This is a genomic window from Streptomyces sp. NPDC043996 (assembly GCF_056435225.1).
This window is the reverse complement of the sequence record NZ_JBWKEY010000025.1, coordinates 1-17,829: the sequence shown is the minus strand read 5'-3', so window position 1 is coordinate 17,829 and position 17,829 is coordinate 1. Positions and strand designations below refer to the sequence as shown.

The 17,829-nt window shown below is 73.6% G+C and carries 14 protein-coding genes; 10 read left to right on the top strand and 4 right to left on the bottom strand.

Going from position 1 to position 17,829, the window contains the following annotated elements; translation table 11 throughout:
* Positions 1-185: 185 nt before the first annotated feature.
* Positions 186-1,367, bottom strand: coding sequence for a glycosyltransferase family 39 protein (locus AC07A4_RS40405; RefSeq protein ID WP_478609344.1), 1,182 nt, complete (start codon positions 1,365-1,367; stop codon positions 186-188).
* Between the two features lie 294 nt (positions 1,368-1,661).
* On the opposite strand from AC07A4_RS40405, the gene AC07A4_RS40400 reads away from it, so the two are divergent.
* Positions 1,662-3,281, top strand: a complete 1,620-nt coding sequence (locus AC07A4_RS40400) for an MFS transporter (RefSeq protein ID WP_478609341.1) — start codon at positions 1,662-1,664, stop codon at positions 3,279-3,281.
* Between the two features lie 359 nt (positions 3,282-3,640).
* Entirely contained in the window at positions 3,641-4,837 is a 1,197-nt protein-coding gene (locus AC07A4_RS40395) for an acyl-CoA dehydrogenase family protein (RefSeq protein WP_478609339.1), read from the top strand.
* 33 nt (positions 4,838-4,870) lie between these two features.
* On the opposite strand, the gene AC07A4_RS40390 is transcribed toward AC07A4_RS40395, so the two are convergent.
* The gene (locus AC07A4_RS40390) at positions 4,871-5,314 is read right to left on the bottom strand and encodes a cell division protein SepF (RefSeq protein ID WP_478609337.1); all 444 of its coding nucleotides are present in this window, start codon (positions 5,312-5,314) and stop codon (positions 4,871-4,873) included.
* A gap of 353 nt (positions 5,315-5,667) precedes the next feature.
* Between AC07A4_RS40390 and AC07A4_RS40385 the strand changes: the two genes are divergently transcribed.
* The gene (locus AC07A4_RS40385) at positions 5,668-6,915 is read left to right on the top strand and encodes a DUF5685 family protein (RefSeq protein WP_478609334.1); all 1,248 of its coding nucleotides are present in this window, start codon (positions 5,668-5,670) and stop codon (positions 6,913-6,915) included.
* A 165-nt stretch (positions 6,916-7,080) separates the two neighbouring features.
* Here AC07A4_RS40385 and AC07A4_RS40380 read toward each other — a convergent pair whose 3' ends face one another.
* Positions 7,081-8,016 (bottom strand): ABC transporter substrate-binding protein, encoded by a 936-nt coding sequence (locus tag AC07A4_RS40380; RefSeq protein ID WP_478609331.1) that lies wholly within the window; start codon positions 8,014-8,016, stop codon positions 7,081-7,083.
* Positions 8,017-8,555: 539 nt separating this feature from the next.
* Here AC07A4_RS40380 and AC07A4_RS40375 point away from each other — a divergent pair.
* The 6 genes from AC07A4_RS40375 to AC07A4_RS40350 all read left to right on the top strand — a co-directional run bounded on the left by AC07A4_RS40375 (position 8,556) and on the right by AC07A4_RS40350 (position 15,610).
* A complete protein-coding gene (locus AC07A4_RS40375; RefSeq protein WP_478609329.1) occupies positions 8,556-9,464 on the top strand; it encodes an amino acid ABC transporter permease in 909 nt (302 codons plus the stop codon).
* Positions 9,461-11,242, top strand: a complete 1,782-nt coding sequence (locus AC07A4_RS40370; protein ID WP_478609326.1) for an FAD/NAD(P)-binding protein — start codon at positions 9,461-9,463, stop codon at positions 11,240-11,242. The genes AC07A4_RS40375 and AC07A4_RS40370 overlap by 4 nt, the downstream gene beginning before the upstream one ends.
* Before the next feature lie 26 nt (positions 11,243-11,268).
* The gene (locus AC07A4_RS40365) at positions 11,269-12,354 is read left to right on the top strand and encodes an LLM class flavin-dependent oxidoreductase (RefSeq protein WP_478609323.1); all 1,086 of its coding nucleotides are present in this window, start codon (positions 11,269-11,271) and stop codon (positions 12,352-12,354) included.
* Positions 12,351-13,703, top strand: coding sequence for an NtaA/DmoA family FMN-dependent monooxygenase (locus tag AC07A4_RS40360; protein ID WP_478609320.1), 1,353 nt, complete (start codon positions 12,351-12,353; stop codon positions 13,701-13,703). The genes AC07A4_RS40365 and AC07A4_RS40360 overlap by 4 nt, the downstream gene beginning before the upstream one ends.
* A 4-nt stretch (positions 13,704-13,707) precedes the next feature.
* Entirely contained in the window at positions 13,708-14,502 is a 795-nt protein-coding gene (locus tag AC07A4_RS40355) for a DUF1684 domain-containing protein (RefSeq protein WP_478609318.1), read from the top strand.
* Positions 14,503-14,710: 208 nt separating this feature from the next.
* Positions 14,711-15,610, top strand: a complete 900-nt coding sequence (locus AC07A4_RS40350) for a S1 family peptidase (protein ID WP_478609315.1) — start codon at positions 14,711-14,713, stop codon at positions 15,608-15,610.
* Between the two features lie 105 nt (positions 15,611-15,715).
* On the opposite strand, the gene AC07A4_RS40345 is transcribed toward AC07A4_RS40350, so the two are convergent.
* On the bottom strand, positions 15,716-17,227 hold the full coding sequence (locus AC07A4_RS40345; RefSeq protein WP_478609456.1) for an FAD-dependent monooxygenase: 1,512 nt from the start codon (positions 17,225-17,227) through the stop codon (positions 15,716-15,718).
* Between the two features lie 339 nt (positions 17,228-17,566).
* Between AC07A4_RS40345 and AC07A4_RS40340 the strand changes: the two genes are divergently transcribed.
* Positions 17,567-17,829 (top strand): SPFH domain-containing protein (locus AC07A4_RS40340; RefSeq protein WP_478609311.1); only part of this gene is annotated, 263 nt, incomplete at its 3' end.

The following is a 17,829-nucleotide window of genomic DNA, read 5'->3' as shown; positions in this document are numbered from 1 at the left end:
TTTATTCCCGCCGGAATCCCTAATCAATGAGGGTCCTTTTACCCAATTCGTTGATCATTACCCTTGCGGTTTTAGGACCCTTTTGAATTCGTTCACCGGGATCTGGCGCGGAATTCCCCGGGCGCTCACCGGGTGCTCACCGGGCGCCCCCGGGGGACGGTCCCGGAAAAACGATCTTGGCGTGATCAGGGGGGCCCGGAGCCATGCAGCCAGAACGCCCCGTAGACCGCACTGGCCACCGCCACCCCGGCCACGACCAGCGCCGATCGCGTCGTCCGCAGCCGCGAGAGGGCCACCGCGAGGGGCAGCAGCAGCGGGAAGGCGGGCATCAGGAGGCGCGGTTTGGAGCCGAAGTAGCCCGCTGCGCACAGCGCGAGCACCACGACGACCCCGGTGTAGACGAGCAGCGGCAGCGGCTGCCGCTGGCGGACCCCCGCGACGTACAGGCGGATCAGCAGGGCCACGCCGACGATCAGGCCGATCCCGGCGAGCGCGCCCGGCACGGAGGTGAACTTCTCCCCGACGAAGCGCGCGAAGGCGTACCCGCCGTCGAAGCCGTTGCCCCACCCCTCCTGCACGTCGAGGTAGCCGAGCGGGCCGCCGCCGGTGCGGTGCCCGACCCACAGCACGTACGCCGCCGCGCCGAGCGGGGCGAGCAGCGCGCCGAGCACGACGCGCGCGTCGACCCGCCCGCGGCGGCGCACCTCGACGACGGCCGCCACCCACAGCGCGAGGACCACGGCCCCGCCCACCGGCCGGGTAAGACCGGCCAGCGAGGCGAGCAGCCCCGCCGTCACCCAGCGCCCGGTGAGCACCGCGTACAGCGACCAGGCCGCGAGCGCCGTGAACAGCGATTCGCTGTACGCCATGGACTGCACGATGCCGACGGGGAGCACCGCCCACAGCGCCACCGCGCACACCCCGGCCCGACGGCCGTACAGATGGTCGGCGACGGCGAAGATCCCGCCCGCCGCGCACAGCGAGGCGATCCAGCTCACCGCGAGACCGGCGTCCGCGTGGCTCAGCGGGCTGACCGCCGACACCAGCCGCTCCAGCCAGGGGAGCAGCGGGAAGAACGCGAGGTTGGAGTGGACGCTGCCGTCCGGGAGCGTCACCTCCCAGCCGTAGCCGTGCTCGGCGACGCGCACGTACCAGAGCGAGTCCCAGCGGGCGGAGAGCAGGGTGTGCGGGCTCTTGCCCGCGACGGCGGCCCAGGCCGCCAGGACCGCGAGGCCCAGGGCGCGCACCCCCGCGTACACCAGGAGCGCGGGGGCCGCGCGGCGCCACGCGGCGCCGGTTCCCCCGCCTGTGCCCCTGCCGGTTTCGCTGCGGGGTCCGCTGCCCGGGGGCTGAACTAGATCGGTCACCGGGCGATTATCCCCGGCCCCCCTTTCCGTGCCGCGTCCCGGTCCTCGCTGCTGCTCATGGGGCTGCGCCCCTCTCCCCGCCTTGTTGGCGCTTCGCGCCTCGTCCTCAAACGCCGGACGGGCTTTCCCCTGTGGTGTACGCCACAGGGTCGTGGGGCAACCGTGAGAGGTCCGCCACGCGCGGCGCGCGTGGACTCGCGTACGCTGACGGGCACTCGCCGTTCACAGCCGCCACACCGGGACGTCCCCCTCCCGATGGGCCGCATTCGCGAGGAATCACTGGGAGGTACGCACATGTCCGGGACGACCACGGCCGCCGCTCCATCCGGCCGTCGGAACCCCGGCGCCGGCGCCAACCGCTGGGTCGTACTCATCGTCCTCTGCGCCAGCCTGCTGCTCGTCGCCGTCGACGCCACCGTGCTGCACGTGGCCGTGCCCGCCGTCACCGAGGACCTCAAGCCCGGCGCGATCGAGCTGCTGTGGATCGTGGACATCTATCCCCTGGTCTGCGCCTCGCTGCTCATCCTGTTCGGCACGCTCGGCGACCGCGTCGGGCGCAGACGGGTGCTGCTGCTCGGCTACGGCCTGTTCGGCGTGGCCTCGGCGGTGGCGGCCCTCGCGGACACCCCGAACGTCCTGATCGCGGCCCGCGCGCTGCTCGGCGTGGGCGGGGCCATGATCATGCCCGCGACGCTCTCGATCCTGCGCCAGGTCTTCCCCGACCGGCGCGAGCGGGCGCTCGCCATCGGCATCTGGAGCGCGGTGGCCGCCGTGGGCGCGGCCGTCGGACCGCTGCTCGGCGGCTTCCTGCTCGAACACTTCTGGTGGGGGTCGGTCTTCCTCATCAACATCCCGCTGATGCTCATCAGCCTGCCCGTCGGCCGCTGGCTGCTGCCCGAGTCCACCGGCGAGCGCGACGGCCCCTGGGACGTCGTCGGCGCGCTGATGGCCGCGGGCGGACTCTTCGGCCTGGTCCTCGGCGTCAAGCGCCTCGGCGGCGGGGAAGCGCCGCTCGGCTCGACGACGCTGCTGTCCCTCGCGGCCGGGATCGGGCTGCTCACCGCGTTCGTGCGCAGGCAGCGGCGGCGGACGCATCCGCTCGTGGACCTCGCCATGTTCACGCGGCCCGCGTTCAGCACGTCCGTCGGCTGCATCGTGCTCGCCATGCTCGCCCTCGTGGGCCTGGAGCTCATCGCCGCGCAGTACCTGCAACTGGTGCTCGGCCTGTCCCCGCTGGAGACCGGCCTCAGACTCCTGCCGCTCACCATCGCCGCCATGGCCGCGGGGCTCGCCGGGTCCCGGATGCTCCTGCGCTTCGGGCCGCGCCGCATGGTCGCCTGCGGCTTCGGCCTCACCGCGCTCGCCGTGGTCGCGCTCACCGGCATGGGCGGCGAGGACAACGCGCCGCTGCTGCTCTTCGGCTTCGTGCTGCTCGGCTTCGGCCTGGAGACCACGCTCTTCGGGGCGTACGAGTCGATGCTCAGCGAGGCGCCGCAGACCCAGGCCGGCGGGGCCGCCGCCATCGGCGAGACCTCCTACCAGCTGGGCGCGGGCATCGGCATCGCCCTGCTCGGCAGCGTCATGAACGCGGCGTACGCGCCCGGCCTCACCTCGGTCCCCGGGGTCTCGGCGGCACAGAGCGCGGCCGCCGGACACTCCCTCGGCGAGGCCTACGAGGTCGCCGCGCGGGTCGGCGGGGACGGCGGCGAGGCCCTGCGGGCCGCCGCGCGGGACTCCTTCGTGCACGGGCTGCATGTGACGCTGCTGGTCAGCGCGGGGCTGTTGCTGGTGGGGGCGCTGGCGGCGCTGCGGTTGCCGCGGCGCATGGAGTGCGGGGCCCCGTCCGGGGAGGGTGAGCAGGGGATACCGCTGCCGCGCGACGGGGCGGGCGTCCCGGCGGAGTCGCTGCGCTGAGGGTCCCTCGCGGGTGCGCCCCAGGCCCGCCCCTTCCCGATCCGGGTGCGGCTGCCCCCGTTCCCCCGCTCACCGATATTGGCGCTTCGCGCCTCGTCCTCAAACGCCGGACGGGCTGAAACCATCCGGCTCGGGCCGCGAAGATCCAGCCCGTCCGGCGTTTGAGGACGAGGCCGAAGGCCGATGCTTTTGGGGGTCCAGGGGGCGGGGCCCCTTGGTTTCGGGAAGGGGCGGGGTGGGGGAGGCCCCCGGCAGGGTGTGCGGGCCGCTCTGGACGTCGGGGGCGGGGCGTCGTAGCGTCGGGCGGAGCTGGGTGACTACCAGCGCTAGTTAACGACGCCCCCGCCGGAGGCCCCCGCATGCCGTCCGCCCCCACCCGCAGCCTGCCCCCCTTCGACCCCACCGACCCCCTCGGCCTGGACGACCTGCTGGAGCCGGAGGACCTCGCCGTCCGCGACACCGTCCGCTCCTGGGCCGCCGACCGCGTTCTGCCGCACATCGCCGAGTGGTACGAGAGCGGCGAGCTCCCCGGCATCCGCGAGCTCGCCCGGGAGCTCGGCGGGCTCGGCGCGCTCGGCATGTCCCTCACCGGCTACGGCTGCGCGGGCGCGAGCGCCGTCCAGTACGGGCTCGCCTGCCTGGAGCTGGAGGCGGCCGACTCCGGCATCCGCTCGCTCGTCTCGGTGCAGGGCTCGCTCGCCATGTACGCGATCTGGAAGTTCGGCTCCGAGGAGCAGAAGCGGCGGTGGCTGCCAGGGATGGCCGCGGGCGAGATCATCGGCTGCTTCGGCCTCACCGAGCCCGACCACGGCTCCGACCCGGCGTCGATGCGTACCCACGCGAAGCGGGACGGCACCGACTGGATCCTCACCGGGCGCAAGATGTGGATCACCAATGGCTCGGTCGCGGGCGTCGCCGTGGTGTGGGCGCAGACCGACGACGGCATCCGCGGCTTCGCCGTGCCCACGGACCTGCCCGGCTTCTCCGCGCCGGAGATCAGGCACAAGTGGTCCCTGCGCGCCAGTGTCACCAGCGAGCTGGTCCTGGACGAGGTGCGCCTGCCCGCCGACGCGGTGCTGCCCGGCGCCAACGGCGTCAAGGGCCCGCTGAGCTGCCTGACGCACGCGCGCTACGGCATCGTCTGGGGCGCGATGGGCGCGGCCCGCGCCTGTTTCGAGGCGGCCGTGGAGTACGCGAAGTCCCGGGAGCAGTTCGGCCGCCCCATCGGCGGCTTCCAGCTGACCCAGGCCAAGCTCGCCGACATGGCGGTCGAACTGCACAAGGGGGTCCTGCTCGCCCACCACCTGGGGCGGCGCATGGACGCGGGGCGGCTCAGGCCCGAGCAGGTCAGCTTCGGCAAGCTGAACAACGTCCGGGAGGCGATCGAGATCTGCCGCACCTCGCGCACGATCCTCGGCGCGAACGGGATCTCGCTGGAGTACCCCGTGATGCGGCACGCGACGAACCTCGAGTCGGTCCTCACCTACGAGGGCACGGTCGAGATGCATCAGCTGGTGCTCGGCAAGGCGCTCACCGGGCTCGACGCCTTCCGGTGAGCGCCGCGGCGCGGCCTGGCGAGCGGCCCTGCCTCAGCTCTGGTTGAAGAACCCGTCCGCGCGGCGGCCGGGGCCCTCGCCGTTCACGATCTCCGTGTGGGCGGGCGTCAGCAGGAAGACGCGGTGCGCCACCCGGTCGATGGAGCCGCGCAGTCCGAAGATGAGCCCGGCGGCGAAGTCGACCACGCGCTTGGCGTCGCCGGCCTCCATGGCGGTGAGGTTCACGATCACGGGGACGCCCTCGCGGAACAGCTCCCCGATGCCACGGGCGTCGCGGAAGCTGTCCGGAGTGATGGTGCCGATCCGCTGGCCCTGCTCCTCGGCCGCGTCCGACGCCACCTGCACCCGCGGGTCCGTGACCCAGGCGCCGGACTCGGGGCCATCGGCCCCGTCGTCTTCGTAGCCGTCGTAGTAGCGCTCGTCGTTGTTGTCGTCGACGAGGCCAAGCCAGGCACTCGCCTTGCGCACCGATCCCATGGACGCCTCCTCTCGCTGCGGTCCGCTCGTGTTCCGCACCCCTATCGTCGTCCATGATGCGGATGGTGCGCCAAGGGGATAGGCGCCGCGCGGGGGTTTCGTGACGGTACTGGTGCACAGTCAACGCGCCGAAGCACGTGATTCTTCAAGGGGATTGCCGTGCCCGACTGCTGACTGAGAGTGAAATATGATTTCTCGCGGCGTCCGGGTGACGGTCGGTGCGTCCGGGTGAACGAGGCGCTCGCTACGATGCCGATGAACAGGTCCGGGACGCTCTGCCCACGCGTCGTTGACGGACCGTCAGTACGTCCTTCGACCACTGTCGGACACATCGGGCGCACGGGGGGAACGTCTTGTTCGGAATCGTCAGGCCCTGTAGTCATCGCCTCGGCGAGGGGCTGAAGGCCCAGTGGATGGCGCATTTGTGCGGGTTGTGCCTCGCGCTGCGCGGGGATCACGGACAGTTCGCACGCGTCGTGACCAACTACGACGGTCTTGTCATCTCGGTTCTGACGGAGGCTCAGGCCGAGCGCCCGAGCGGCTGGCGGCGCACCGCGGGACCCTGCCCGCTGCGCGGCATGCGGACCGCCTCCGTGGCCCAGGGCGAGGGCGCGCGGCTCGCTGCCGCGGTCTCGCTGGTCCTGGCGTCGGCGAAGGTCCACGACCACGTCGTCGACGGCGACGGCCTGTTGGCGCGCCGCCCGGTGGCCGCCGCCGCGCGCCGCGTCGCCGGACGCTGGGGCCGCGCGGGCGCGCGCACCGGCGCCGACGTGGGCTTCGACACGGCCGTGCTGCTCGACGCGGTGGAGCGCCAGGAGGGCGTCGAGGCCCTGGCGGGCCCCGGTACGCCCCTGCTCGCCGTCACCGAGCCGACCGAGACCGCGACCGCCGCGGCCTTCGCGCACACCGCCGTCCTCGCGGGCCGCCCCGGCAACGCCGAGCCGCTGGCCGAGGCCGGGCGGCTCTTCGGGCGGCTCGCCCATCTCCTCGACGCCGTCGAGGACCGGCGGGCCGACGCCGAGGCGGGCGCCTGGAACCCGATCACGGCCACCGGCACCTCGGCCGCCGAGGCCCGCCGCCTCGCCGATGACGCGCTGCACGGCATCCGGCTCGCGCTGGGCGAGGTGGAGTTCACCGACGCCAAGCTCGCGCACTTCCTGCTCGTGCACGAACTGCCCCGCTCCGTGGACCGGGCCTTCGGGACCGCCTCCTGCGGACACGCCCCGCACGAGACGCGGGGCGCCTCCGGCCTCGGCGCGACGGCGCACTCCGGACCGTACGGCGGCGGCCAGGGACCTTACGGCGGCTCCGGCGCGCACGGCGGCGGTGCGCCGTACGGGGGCGGCGGGGCCCACCACGGCGACGCGGCCGGGGGCGGCGGCCACGGCGGCGGGGGCTTCGGCGGCTGGTCCGAGGAGCCGAAGAAGCCGCCGCGCGGATTCTGGGCGGGCTGCGCCGTGGCGATCGGCCTGTGCTGCACGTGCCAGCTGTGCTGCGCCAAGGAGTACGAAGGGCCGTGGTCCCGCAAGAAGCGCAAGGGTGCCTGCCGGGACTGCGACTGCCCGTGCGACTGCTGCGAGTGCTGCCCCTGCGACTGCTAAGCGCTCCGCTGGTTATGCGGCGCCCTTGCCGTCAGCCGACTGCGGGTTCGTTGTGGCTGGTCGCGCAGTTCCCCGCGCCCCTTCGGGGCGCGGCTGAACCGCAACGGACTTCACCAAGTCCGCTGAGAACCCTGGCCGCCGTCGGCCCGCCGGGGTGACGGAGTGTCAGTCCTTGATCTCCGGGGGTGAGATCCGGGACTCGCGGATCGCCGACGCCCGCGTCCCCCACTTCTTCAGGACGCGGTCGTACGTCCCGTCCTCGATGAGCCGGTTGACCGCCGCCTGGAACGCGGGCGCCAGCTTGGTGCCCTTCTTGAAGGCGAAGCCCACGTCCAGGCGGTGGAACTCGCCGAGGAACCTCAGGCCCTCCTGCTGCTTCACCGCGTACCGCAGGCCGTTGATGGTCGACATCACCACGTCGGTGCGGCCCTGCTGGAGCGAGCCCCAGAGCGCGCCCTGCTCCGCGTACGTCTTCACGCTGTACGGCTTCTCGCCCGCGTCGGCGCACACGTGCCTGTTGTCCTGGAGGGTCACCTCGAAGGTGGTGCCCGCGCCGGTGGCCACGTTCAGGCCGCACAGCTGGCGGAAGTCCGTGACCTTCTTCAGCTTGCTGTCGTCACGGACGGCGAAGCCCTGGCCGTCGTTGATGTAGGTGACGAAGTCGATGTTCTCGCGGCGCTCGTCGGTGACGCCGAAGTTGCCGGTGCCGAGGTCGTACTTGCCGCTGCCGAGGGACGGCAGGATCGCCTCGAAGCTCGCCGTCTCGCGCTTCAGGCGCAGGCCGAGGACCTTGGCGACGGCGTCGGCGAAGTCGATGTCCTGGCCGACGACGGTGCGGCCGTCCGCCAGGTAGGCGGAGCCCGGCGGGGTGCCGCCGACGCTGGTGGCGATGCGCAGCGTGCCGCGCTCGCGGACGGCCGCGGGCAGCAGGCCCGCCGCCTTCGCGTCCTTCTTGACTGACGACACCACGTCCGTGGTCGGGAGTTCGCCGCTCTTGCCCGCGGGCGCCGCGGTGTCGGAGGAGCCGCCGGAGCCGCACGCGGTGAGCGTGAGCGTGACGGCGGTGATCAGGGTGAAGGCGGACAGGGTTGACCTGCGCATGGCGTGACGTTCTCCGGGGTCTGGGCGTGAAGGCGAGCGACGTGCGGGGTGCAGCGAGGGGAGGGGTGTGGCCGCGTGCGCGTACGGGGGTGAAGGCGGGGCGACGGCGCGTGGGCGCGCGGAAGTACCGGAGAAGGTGAGACGACCGGTCCGCATCGTGGGACAGAAGGGCGCGGATGGGCATCGCGCCCGGCAGCGCGGGTGGGTGGTCGGCTCAGAAGCGCATCAACAAGACGCCGACCACACGCGACCGAAGTCGATGTGGGAGCGCTTGACCAGCCACTGCTGTGGATGCATGGGCCAAGTGGAACAGGCATCCGTTTCCGCGTCAACTGCGTTGAGACGTACGGCTCATATTCTGGACCCATCCCTGGGACGGCGGCCGGGACGGCCTTGACAGCGGGCGCGACGGGCCACGTAGTCTCGACGGGCGGACCCGTGCTGAGGGGCTCGGTCCGTGCGGGCCCGTCGGCCCATCGTGGCCCGCGTGATCCACGCGGCGCAGGTGAAGGCACCACTCGCACCATCGGAGCCTTCGCATGTCATCCGACGCCCTCGCCAAGGTCGCCGCCCACCAGGCCGACCCTCCCAGAGACCCCCTCACCCAACCCCCAGAGCCCGCCGGGCCCGCAGAGCACACCGACGCGGCGGCGCCCGTCATCGTGGAGCGCCGCCACGCCGGGCAGTGGGCCGCCGCCGCCGTCGTCCTGGCGGCGCTCGCGCTCGCCCTGAACTCCGTCGTCCGCAACGAGGCGTTCCAGTGGGACGTCGTCGGCGACTACTTCACCTCCCCGTCCGTGCTGCGCGGACTGTGGCTCACGCTGTGGCTGACCGGCGCCGTGATGGCCCTCGGCTTCGCCCTCGGCACCCTGCTCGCCCTCGGCCGCCTGTCCGCCAACCCCGTTCTCCGCGCGGTCAGTTGGGGCTATGTGTGGCTCTTCAGGTCCATGCCGATCCTGGTGCAGCTCCTCTTCTGGTTCAACATCGGCGTGCTCTACCCGACGCTGTTCGGCGTCAAGACCGTGGACCTCCTCGGGCCCGTCACGATCGCCGTCATCGGGCTCACGCTGCACGAGGCCGCCTACGCCGCCGAAGTCGTGCGCGGCGGCGTCCTGTCCGTGGACCGAGGGCAGATCGAGGCCGCGCAGGCGCTCGGACTCGGCCGCTGGCGCCGCTTTCGGAGAATCGTTCTGCCGCAGGCCATGCGGTCCATCGTGCCCCCGGCGGGGAACATGCTGATCGGCACCCTCAAGGGCACCTCGATCGTCAGCGTCATCGCCGTACAGGACCTGCTGTACTCCACACAGCTCGTCTACCACCGCACGTACCAGATCATCCCGCTGCTCCTCGTCGCCACCCTCTGGTACGTCGTCGTCACCTCGGTGCTCAGCGTCGGCCAGTACTACGTGGAGCGGCACTACGCGCGCGGCTCGGAGCGCACGCGATGAGCGCCGCACCGCCCCCGACGACGGCCGGGACGCCCTCCCTGGTGATCGTGGGCGCGGGCCCGCGCGCCACCGGCCTCATCGAGCGCGTCGCCGCCAACGCGCCCGCGCTGTACGCGGGTTCCCGGCTCGACATCCACCTCGTCGACCCCTACCCGCCGGGACCAGGCCGGATCTGGCGCGAGCGCCAGTCGCCGCTGCTGTGGATGAACTCGCACGCCGAGGACGTCACCCTGTTCACCGACGACACGGTCGAGACGGCCGGACCCGTGCGGCCGGGCCCCGCCCTGCACGAGTGGGCGGGCGTCGACGGACAGCGCTTCGCCGACCGCCCGACGCAGGGCGCCTATCTGCGCTGGGTGTACGAGAAGTCCGTGGCCGCGCTGCCGCCCGGCATCGCCGTCCGCCACCACGCCCGCCGCGCCCTGCGCCTGACCGGGCCCCGCGCGGGCCGCCAGCGCGTCTGGCTCGAAGGCCGCCCGCGCCCCCTGCTCGGCGACCTCGTGATCCTCGCCCAAGGCCACCTGGACGCCGAACCGGACGCCGAACAGCGCCGCCTGGCCCGCCACGCACGGCGCCACGGCCTGGTCCACCTGCCGCCCGACTTCACCGCCGACAGCGACCTGAGCGCCCTGCGAGCCGGACAGAAGGTCCTGGTGCGCGGCTTCGGGCTCGCGTTCGTCGACCTCATGGTGCTCCTCACCGAGGGGCGCGGCGGCCGCTACGAGGGCGACACCTATGTGCCATCGGGCCGCGAGCCCGTCCTGTACGTCGGCTCGCGGCGCGGCGTGCCGTACCACTCCAAGCTCGGCTACGCCTGGGACGGCGGCGAACGGCCCCCGCTGCCCCGCCACCTGGGGCCCGCGCAGATCGACGAGCTCCTCGCCAGGCCCGGCGGCTTCGACTTCGCCCGCGACGTGTGGCCCCTGGTCGAGAAGGAGCTGGGCTTCGCGCACTACCACCGGCTCTTCGACGCGCACCCCGAGCGCACCGCCGTCGCCTGGCGGGACTTCGACGAGAAGTACGCGGCCTGCCCGCCCGGCAGCCCCGAGCTGGACGCCCTCGTCAGTGCCGCCGTGCCCGACCCCGCCGACCGGCTCGACCTCACCGCGCTCGACCACCCCCTCGACGGCGTGCGGCACACCTCGTACGAAGGCCTTCAAGACGGCATTCGCGCCTACATCGAAGCCGACCTCGCCCGCCGCCACGACCCGGCGCACAGCCCCGACCTCGCCGTCTTCCTCGGCCTGCTGTCCGTCTACGGGCAGCTGGTGCGGCTCGGCGACATCGGGCCGTGGTGGCACGGGTACTTCAGCTATCTCGCCTCGGGGCCGCCGGGGCCGCGGCTGCGGCAGCTCCTCGCCCTGTCCCGGGCGGGGATCGTGCGGTTCCTCGGCGCCGACATGAGGGTCGAGGCCCGCGCCGGGGCGTTCCGGGCCACGAGCGCCACCGTGCCCGGCCGCCACGTCGAGGCCCGCGCCCTGGTCGAGGCCCGCCTGCCGCAGCCCACGCTGGCCCGCACCCGCGACCCGCTGCTGCGCGCCCTGCACGAGGAGGGGGTCGCCGAGACGCCGGACGGGCTGCTCGCCGTCGACCCCGCCGACGGCCGCGTCCGGGACCGCGCGGGCGCCCCGCACCCGCGGCGCTTCGCGCTCGGGCCGCATACCGACGCGCGCGGCGCGGGCGCCTTCACCCGGCCGCGCACCAACAGCCCGTCCTTCCGGCAGAACGACGCCACCGCGCGCGCCGTCCTCACCTTCCTGCGAGAGGCCGGGCGGTGACCGCCGCCCGAGAGAGGTGTACTCCGATGTCCGCAAGCCCACCCCCCTGCCGCGGCCCCCTGCACCTGGCCGCCGCCGTCGACCAGCGCGGCGCCCACGACGCCGCGTCCTTCACCGAGCTCGCCCGCCTCGCCGAGGACGGCGCCCTCGACTTCGTGACGCTCGGCGACGGCTTCGCCCGGCACGGGCTCGACGCGCTCGCCGTGCTCTCCCGGGTCGCACCCGCCACCGGCCGCGTCGGCCTGGTGCCCGCGGTGACCACCACGCACACCGAGCCCTTCCACGTGCAGGCGGCCGTGGCCACGCTCGACTGGATCAGCCACGGCCGCGCCGGGTGGGCCGTCGAGGTGTCCACCACCGAGGCCGAGGCGCGGCTCTTCGGGCGCCGCCGCGCCGCGCCCCGCGACGCGCTGTGGCGCGAGGCCGCCGACGTGGCCGACGTCGCCCGGCGGCTGTGGGACAGCTGGGAGGACGACGCCGAGATCCGGGACGTGGCGAGCGGCCGCTTCATCGACCGGGACAAGCTGCACTACGTCGACTTCGCCAGCGCCGCGTTCTCCGTGCGCGGCCCCTCGATCGTGCCCCGGCCACCGCAGGGCCACCCCGTGATCGTCGTCGACGCCACCTTCGAGCCCGCCAGGCAGACGGCCGTCCAGCACGCGGACGTCGCCCTCGTGCGGGCCGCGAGCCCCGAGCAGGCGGGCGCCGCCCGCGCCGAACTGCGCCGCCGCGCGGCCGCGCTCGGCCGGGACCCCGAAGGGCTTCGGGTGCTCGCCGCGCTCGTCGTCGACCTCGGCGGCGGCGAGCACGCGGCGCAGCCGGGACACGGCGGCGGCCCGCTGCCCACGCCCGAGGGCCCGCTCTACCGCGGCGGACCCGTCGACCTGGCCGACCTCGTCGCCGCCTGGCACGGCTCCGGCGCCGTCGACGGCTTCCACCTCACGCCCGTCGAGCCGCGCCGCGACCTGGAGCGCCTCGTCAACGGCACCGTCTCGCTGCTCCAGCACCGCGGCCTGTTCCGCACCTTCTACCCGGGCACCACGCTCCGGGAGCACCTGGGCCTGGCCCGGCCCGCCAACCGCTACGCCGCGAGGGCGGGGGAGGCGTCATGACGGACGGCACCCACGCGACCGGCCCTCGCGACCCTCGCGGGCGCAGGCCGATGCACCTCGCCGCGCACTTCCCCGGCGTCAACAGCACCACGGTGTGGACCGATCCCCGCTCGCGCTCGCAGATCGAGTTCTCCTCCTTCGCACACCTGGCCCGCACCGCCGAGCGCGGGCTCTTCGACTTCTTCTTCCTCGCCGAGGGCCTCAGGCTGCGCGAGCACAAGGGCCGCATCCACGACCTGGACGTCGTCGGCCGCCCCGAGTCCCTCACCGTCCTGAGCGCCCTCGCCGCCGTCACCGACCGGCTCGGCCTGGCCGCGACCGTGAACGCGACCTTCAACGAGCCCTATGAACTCGCCCGCAGGCTCGCCTCCCTTGACCACCTCAGCGGCGGCCGCGCCGCCTGGAACGTCGTCACCTCATCGGACGCCTTCACCGGCGAGAACTTCCGGCGCGGCGGCTATCTGGACCGCGCCGAGCGCTACACCCGCGCCGCCGAGTTCGTCGCCACGGCCCGCGAGCTGTGGGACTCCTGGACGCCCGGCGGACCGGACGGAGCCGCCGGGCAGCCGCGGCCCTTCGCGCACCGGGGGCGGCACTTCGACATCGCGGGGGAGTTCGGCGTGCCCCGCTCGCCGCAGGGCCACCCCGTCGTCATCCAGGCCGGGGACTCCCCCGAAGGCCGGGACTTCGCCGCGTCGGCCGCCGACGTGATCTTCACCAGGCACGGCACCCTCGAGGCGGGCCGCGCCTTCTACGCCGACGTCAAGGGCCGCCTCGCGCGGTACGGGCGGCGGCCGGACGACCTCAAGATCATGCCCGGGGTCACCTTCGTCCTCGGCGACACCGCCGCCGAGGCCCAGGAGCGCGCCACCGAGATCCGCCGCCAGCAGGTCTCGCCCCAGACCGCGCTGCTCACCCTGGAGCAGGTGTGGGGCGTCGACCTGTCGGCGTACGACCCGGACGGGCCGCTGCCCGACATCGACCCGGACCCGGAGTCGACGCTCGCGCAGGGCCGCGTGCGGGTGGGCGACCCCCTCGCCGTGGCCGAGAAGTGGCGCGCCCTCTCCCGCGAGAAGGGCCTGTCCCTCCACGAGACCGTCATCGAGACGACCGCGCGGCAGTCCTTCGTCGGCACGCCCGCCGCCGTCGCCGACCAGCTCGACGCGTTCGTCCGGGCGGACGCGGCCGACGGCTTCATCCTCGTCCCCCATCTGACCCCGGGCGGGCTCGACGAGTTCGTCGACCGGGTGGTGCCGCTGCTCCAGGAGCGCGGCGCGTTCCGCACGGAATACCGGGGCGCGACCCTGCGCTCCCACCTCGGGCTGCCCGAGCCCGTATGGAAGGGTTGATCACATGAGCACCACCGATGACACGACGCGGGACTGGAAGCTGTGGCACGAGCAGCGCGTGGAGTCCGTCTCCGCGCCCTACGGCCCGCTCTCCCTCACCGGCACGCACTGGCTCGCCGACCACCCGGAGGGCGCCCTTCCAGGACTGCCGGGCCACTGGGCCGACGACGGCGAGGCGGTCGTCCTGACCGCCGCCGACGGCGAAGGACTGACCCTCGACGGGCAGCCCCTGTCCGGCCGGGCCCGGCTGACCGCCGACCCCGGCCCCGCCACCGCGTCCCGGCTCGCGCTCGGCGAGCGCAGGCTCGTCGTGCTGCGCCGCGAGGGTCTGTGGGCGGTCCGCGACTTCGACCCGGACGCCCCCGCGCGCCGCGCCTTCCAGGGCATCGAGGCCACCGCGTACGACCCGGGCTTCGCGGTGGAGGGCCGCTTCACGCCGTACGAGCGAGACCGCACCGTACAGGTCTCCAACGCGGACGGCGTGGAGCGCGGGCTCGGGCTCGGCGGTGAACTCGCCTTCCGCGTCGCAGGACTTGAGCAGACGCTCCAGGTGAGCGTCGAGGACGACGGCTCGCTGTGGGCGGTCTTCGCGGACACCACCAGCGGCACGTCCAGCTACCGCTTCCGCTTCCTGCGGCCCGCCGCGCCCGACGCCGAGGGCCGCGTCGCCGTCGACTTCAACCGCGCCCTGCTGCCGCCGTGCGCGTTCGCCGACCACTTCATCTGCCCGTTCCCGCCGCCCGGGAACACGCTCACGGCCGCGATCGCCGCGGGGGAGCGGAACACGCTGCGCGGCTGAGCGGGCGGTCCGGGGAGCACCGGCCCCCCGGACCGCTTCCGCCGCAGTGGCTGAAAACGGGCCCTTGTGTCGTACGCCACCTGCCCGAATACTCCCGTGCAGCGCTTGTCAGGGGCACGGCGTATCCGGAATCGTCGCGTCCGTTGGCTGCGCCTCACGGGCCCCACCCCACTCGGGGCCCCCTGACTTCCCTCGGGAGGAACCAGCAGTGAGGATCAAGCGCACCACCCCCCGCAGCGGCATATCGAGACACTCCCGCACGGTCGCCGTCGCGACCGGCCTGGTGGCGGCCGCCGCCCTCGCCGTGCCCGCCGCGAACGCGGACGAGGCACGGACCTACAGCGCCTCCGACCTGACGGCCGCCAGCGACGCCGTCCTCGCGGCGGACGTGGCAGGCACCGCCTGGGGCGTCGACGCGAAGACCAAGCAGGTCGTCGTCACCGCCGACAGCACCGTCTCGCGGGCCGAGATCGCCGAGCTGAAGGCGGCGGCGGGCGACCGGGCCGGAGCCCTGAGGATCGAGCGCACGCCGGGCACGTTCAAGAAGTACATCTCCGGCGGCGACGCGACCTACGCCGACAGCTGGCGCTGCTCGCTCGGCTTCAACGTCCGCAACGGCAGCACCTACTACTTCCTCACCGCCGGTCACTGCACCGACGGCGCGGGCACGTGGTGGGCCAACTCGGCGAAGACGACCGTGCTCGGCACCACGCACGGCTCCAGCTTCCCGGGCAACGACTACGGCATCGTCCGGTACACGAACAACTCGATCACCAAGTCCGGCACGGTCGGCAGCCAGGACATCACCCGCGCCGCCGACCCGACCGTCAACCAGAGCGTGACCCGGCGCGGCTCGACCACGGGCACGCACAGCGGCCGCGTGACCGCCCTCAACCAGACCGTCAACTACGGCAGCGGCGACGTGGTGAGCGGTCTGATCAGGACCACGGTCTGCGCCGAGCCCGGCGACAGCGGCGGCCCGCTGTACTCCGGCTCCACGGCCCTCGGCCTGACCTCCGGCGGCAGCGGCAACTGCTCCTCCGGCGGCACGACGTTCTTCCAGCCGGTCACCGAGGCGCTGCGCGCGTACAACGTCAGCGTGTACTGACGGCGCGGATACGGACGGCGCGACCGTCCGGCCCGGCACGTCACGGCCCCGCCGAGCCCAGGCTCGGCGGGGCCGGTCGCCGTGACGGCCGCCGCGGGCGGGGGGTCAGCCCCGCTGGGTCGGGCCGAACCAGGTGGCGAGGGCGTTGCGCAGCGAGGCGGTGTCGATCGGTCCCTCGGCGGGGGCCGCCCAGGCGACGTGGCCGTCGGGGCGGATGAGCAGCGCCGCGGGAGCGGGGACCTCGCCGATGGCCGGGACCGGCCAGTGGTCGTCCTCGCTGCGCGCCTCGACGAGGTCGACGCGGTCGGCCCAGCCCTTGGCGACCGCCGCCACCTCGGCGCTGCCGCGCAGGTCGAGCAGGACGGGCCGGGCGGCGTGCAGCAACTCGTAGACGCTCAGGGCGCCTTCGGGCGTCTTCAGGTCGGCGTCGGGGACCCGGCGGCCCGTCAGGAGGTGGTCACCGGCGATGGGGTAGCGCAGGTCGAGCGCGGTGAGCATGCCCCGCAGATGCCGGTTGACGTCGTCGAACACGATGAGCGAGCCGAAGACCTCGCGCAGCGCGTCCACATCGACGCCGGGGCGGTTCAGGGCCGCCTGCGCCCGGGTGTTGTGCAGCACGCGCTCCCCGACGGGGTGGCGCTCGTCGTGGTAGCTGTCGAGGAGGCTCTCCGGCGCCTGGCCGCGGATCACCGAGGCGAGCTTCCAGCCGAGGTTGACCGCGTCCTGCACGCCCATGTTCAGCCCCTGCCCGCCGGCCGGGAAGTGGATGTGCGCCGCGTCGCCCGCGAGCAGCACCCGGCCGTCCCGGTACTGGGCGGCCTGCCGCGCGGCGTCGCCGAACCGGGATATCCACTTGGGGTTGCGCATGCCGTAGTCGGTGCCCGCGAGCCTGACCAGGGCGTTGCGGAGGTGCTCGAACGTCGCGGGCTCGTCGCGGTCCGCGACGTGGTCGTACTCGGAGGTGATCACCCGGTACCAGCCCGGCTCGAAGGCGATCACCGAGAAGTCGCCGTCCGGGACGCGCCGCACCCAGATGTAGTCCTCGGTCAGGTCGGGCAGTTCGACGTCGCCGATCAGCGCGGTCATCGTCGCCGGGGTGCCGGGGAAGTCGATGCCCGCCAGCTTGCGCACCGTGCTGCGCCCGCCGTCGCAGCCCACGAGGTAGCGGGCGCGCAGCGTCGCCGCCTCGGCTCGCTCCGCGCCTTCCGTGTCCAGCTCGACCGTCACGCCGTCGGCGTCCTGGCGGACCCCGCTCACCCCGGCCGCCCTGCGCACCCGCACCCCGAGCTCGACGGCCCACTCCTCGAGGAGGCGCTCGACGACGTTCTGCAGGATCATCAGCGGGTACGGGTGCCGGGACTCGGACTCGTCGAAGTCCAGGTAGAGCCCGGAGAAGTGGCCCACCGGCTGCGGCTGGCCGAGCGCCAGGAAGCGGTCGAGGACGCCGCGCTGGTCGAGGACCTCCAGGGTGCGGGAGTGCATCCCGCCGGCCCGTGACTCGTTCGTCGGTTCCGCGAGCCGCTCGACGACGAGCACGTCGACGCCCGCGAGTCCCAGCTCACAGGCGAGCATCAGGCCCGTCGGCCCGGCGCCCGCGATCACTACGTCCGCGTCCATGCCGGTGTGTCCCACGTCGTCGCTCCCTCGTTCATGCCGCTGTGTGTCCGTGTCGTCAGATCACCCCCACGTTCACGGAACAGGAATCGGCGGGTCAAGACAACACAGGTGCGAGGTGGGAAGAACAGCCGTGAACCTTGCCCTTGTCCCGCCAGCGAGACACTCCCGCGGCGAGACAGCGCCCCGGCGAGACAGCGCCCCGGCGGGACGGAGCCGCGCCCGGGTGGCCGGAACGCCGCCGCGGCGGCAACTCCGGGTCAGGGGCTCGCCCTTGGCCGACGCGCGCGTTACCTTCGTACTGCATGCCCTAAACGTCCCATGGGACCTCGGGGGGCCATGGTGGTCGAGGAACTGGTGGCGGCCGGTGCGGCCGTCGCGTCCGCAGGAGCGCTGTACTTCCTCTCCGCGGCGCGCGTCGTCAAACAGTACGAACGGGGCGTGGTGCTGCGTCTCGGGCGGCTGCAGCGGGGTGTGCGCGGGCCGGGGTTCACCATGATCGTTCCGCTGGTGGACCGGATGCGTAAGGTCAACATGCAGATCGTGACGCTGCCGGTGCCCGCGCAGGAGGGCATCACCCGGGACAACGTCACCGTGCGGGTCGA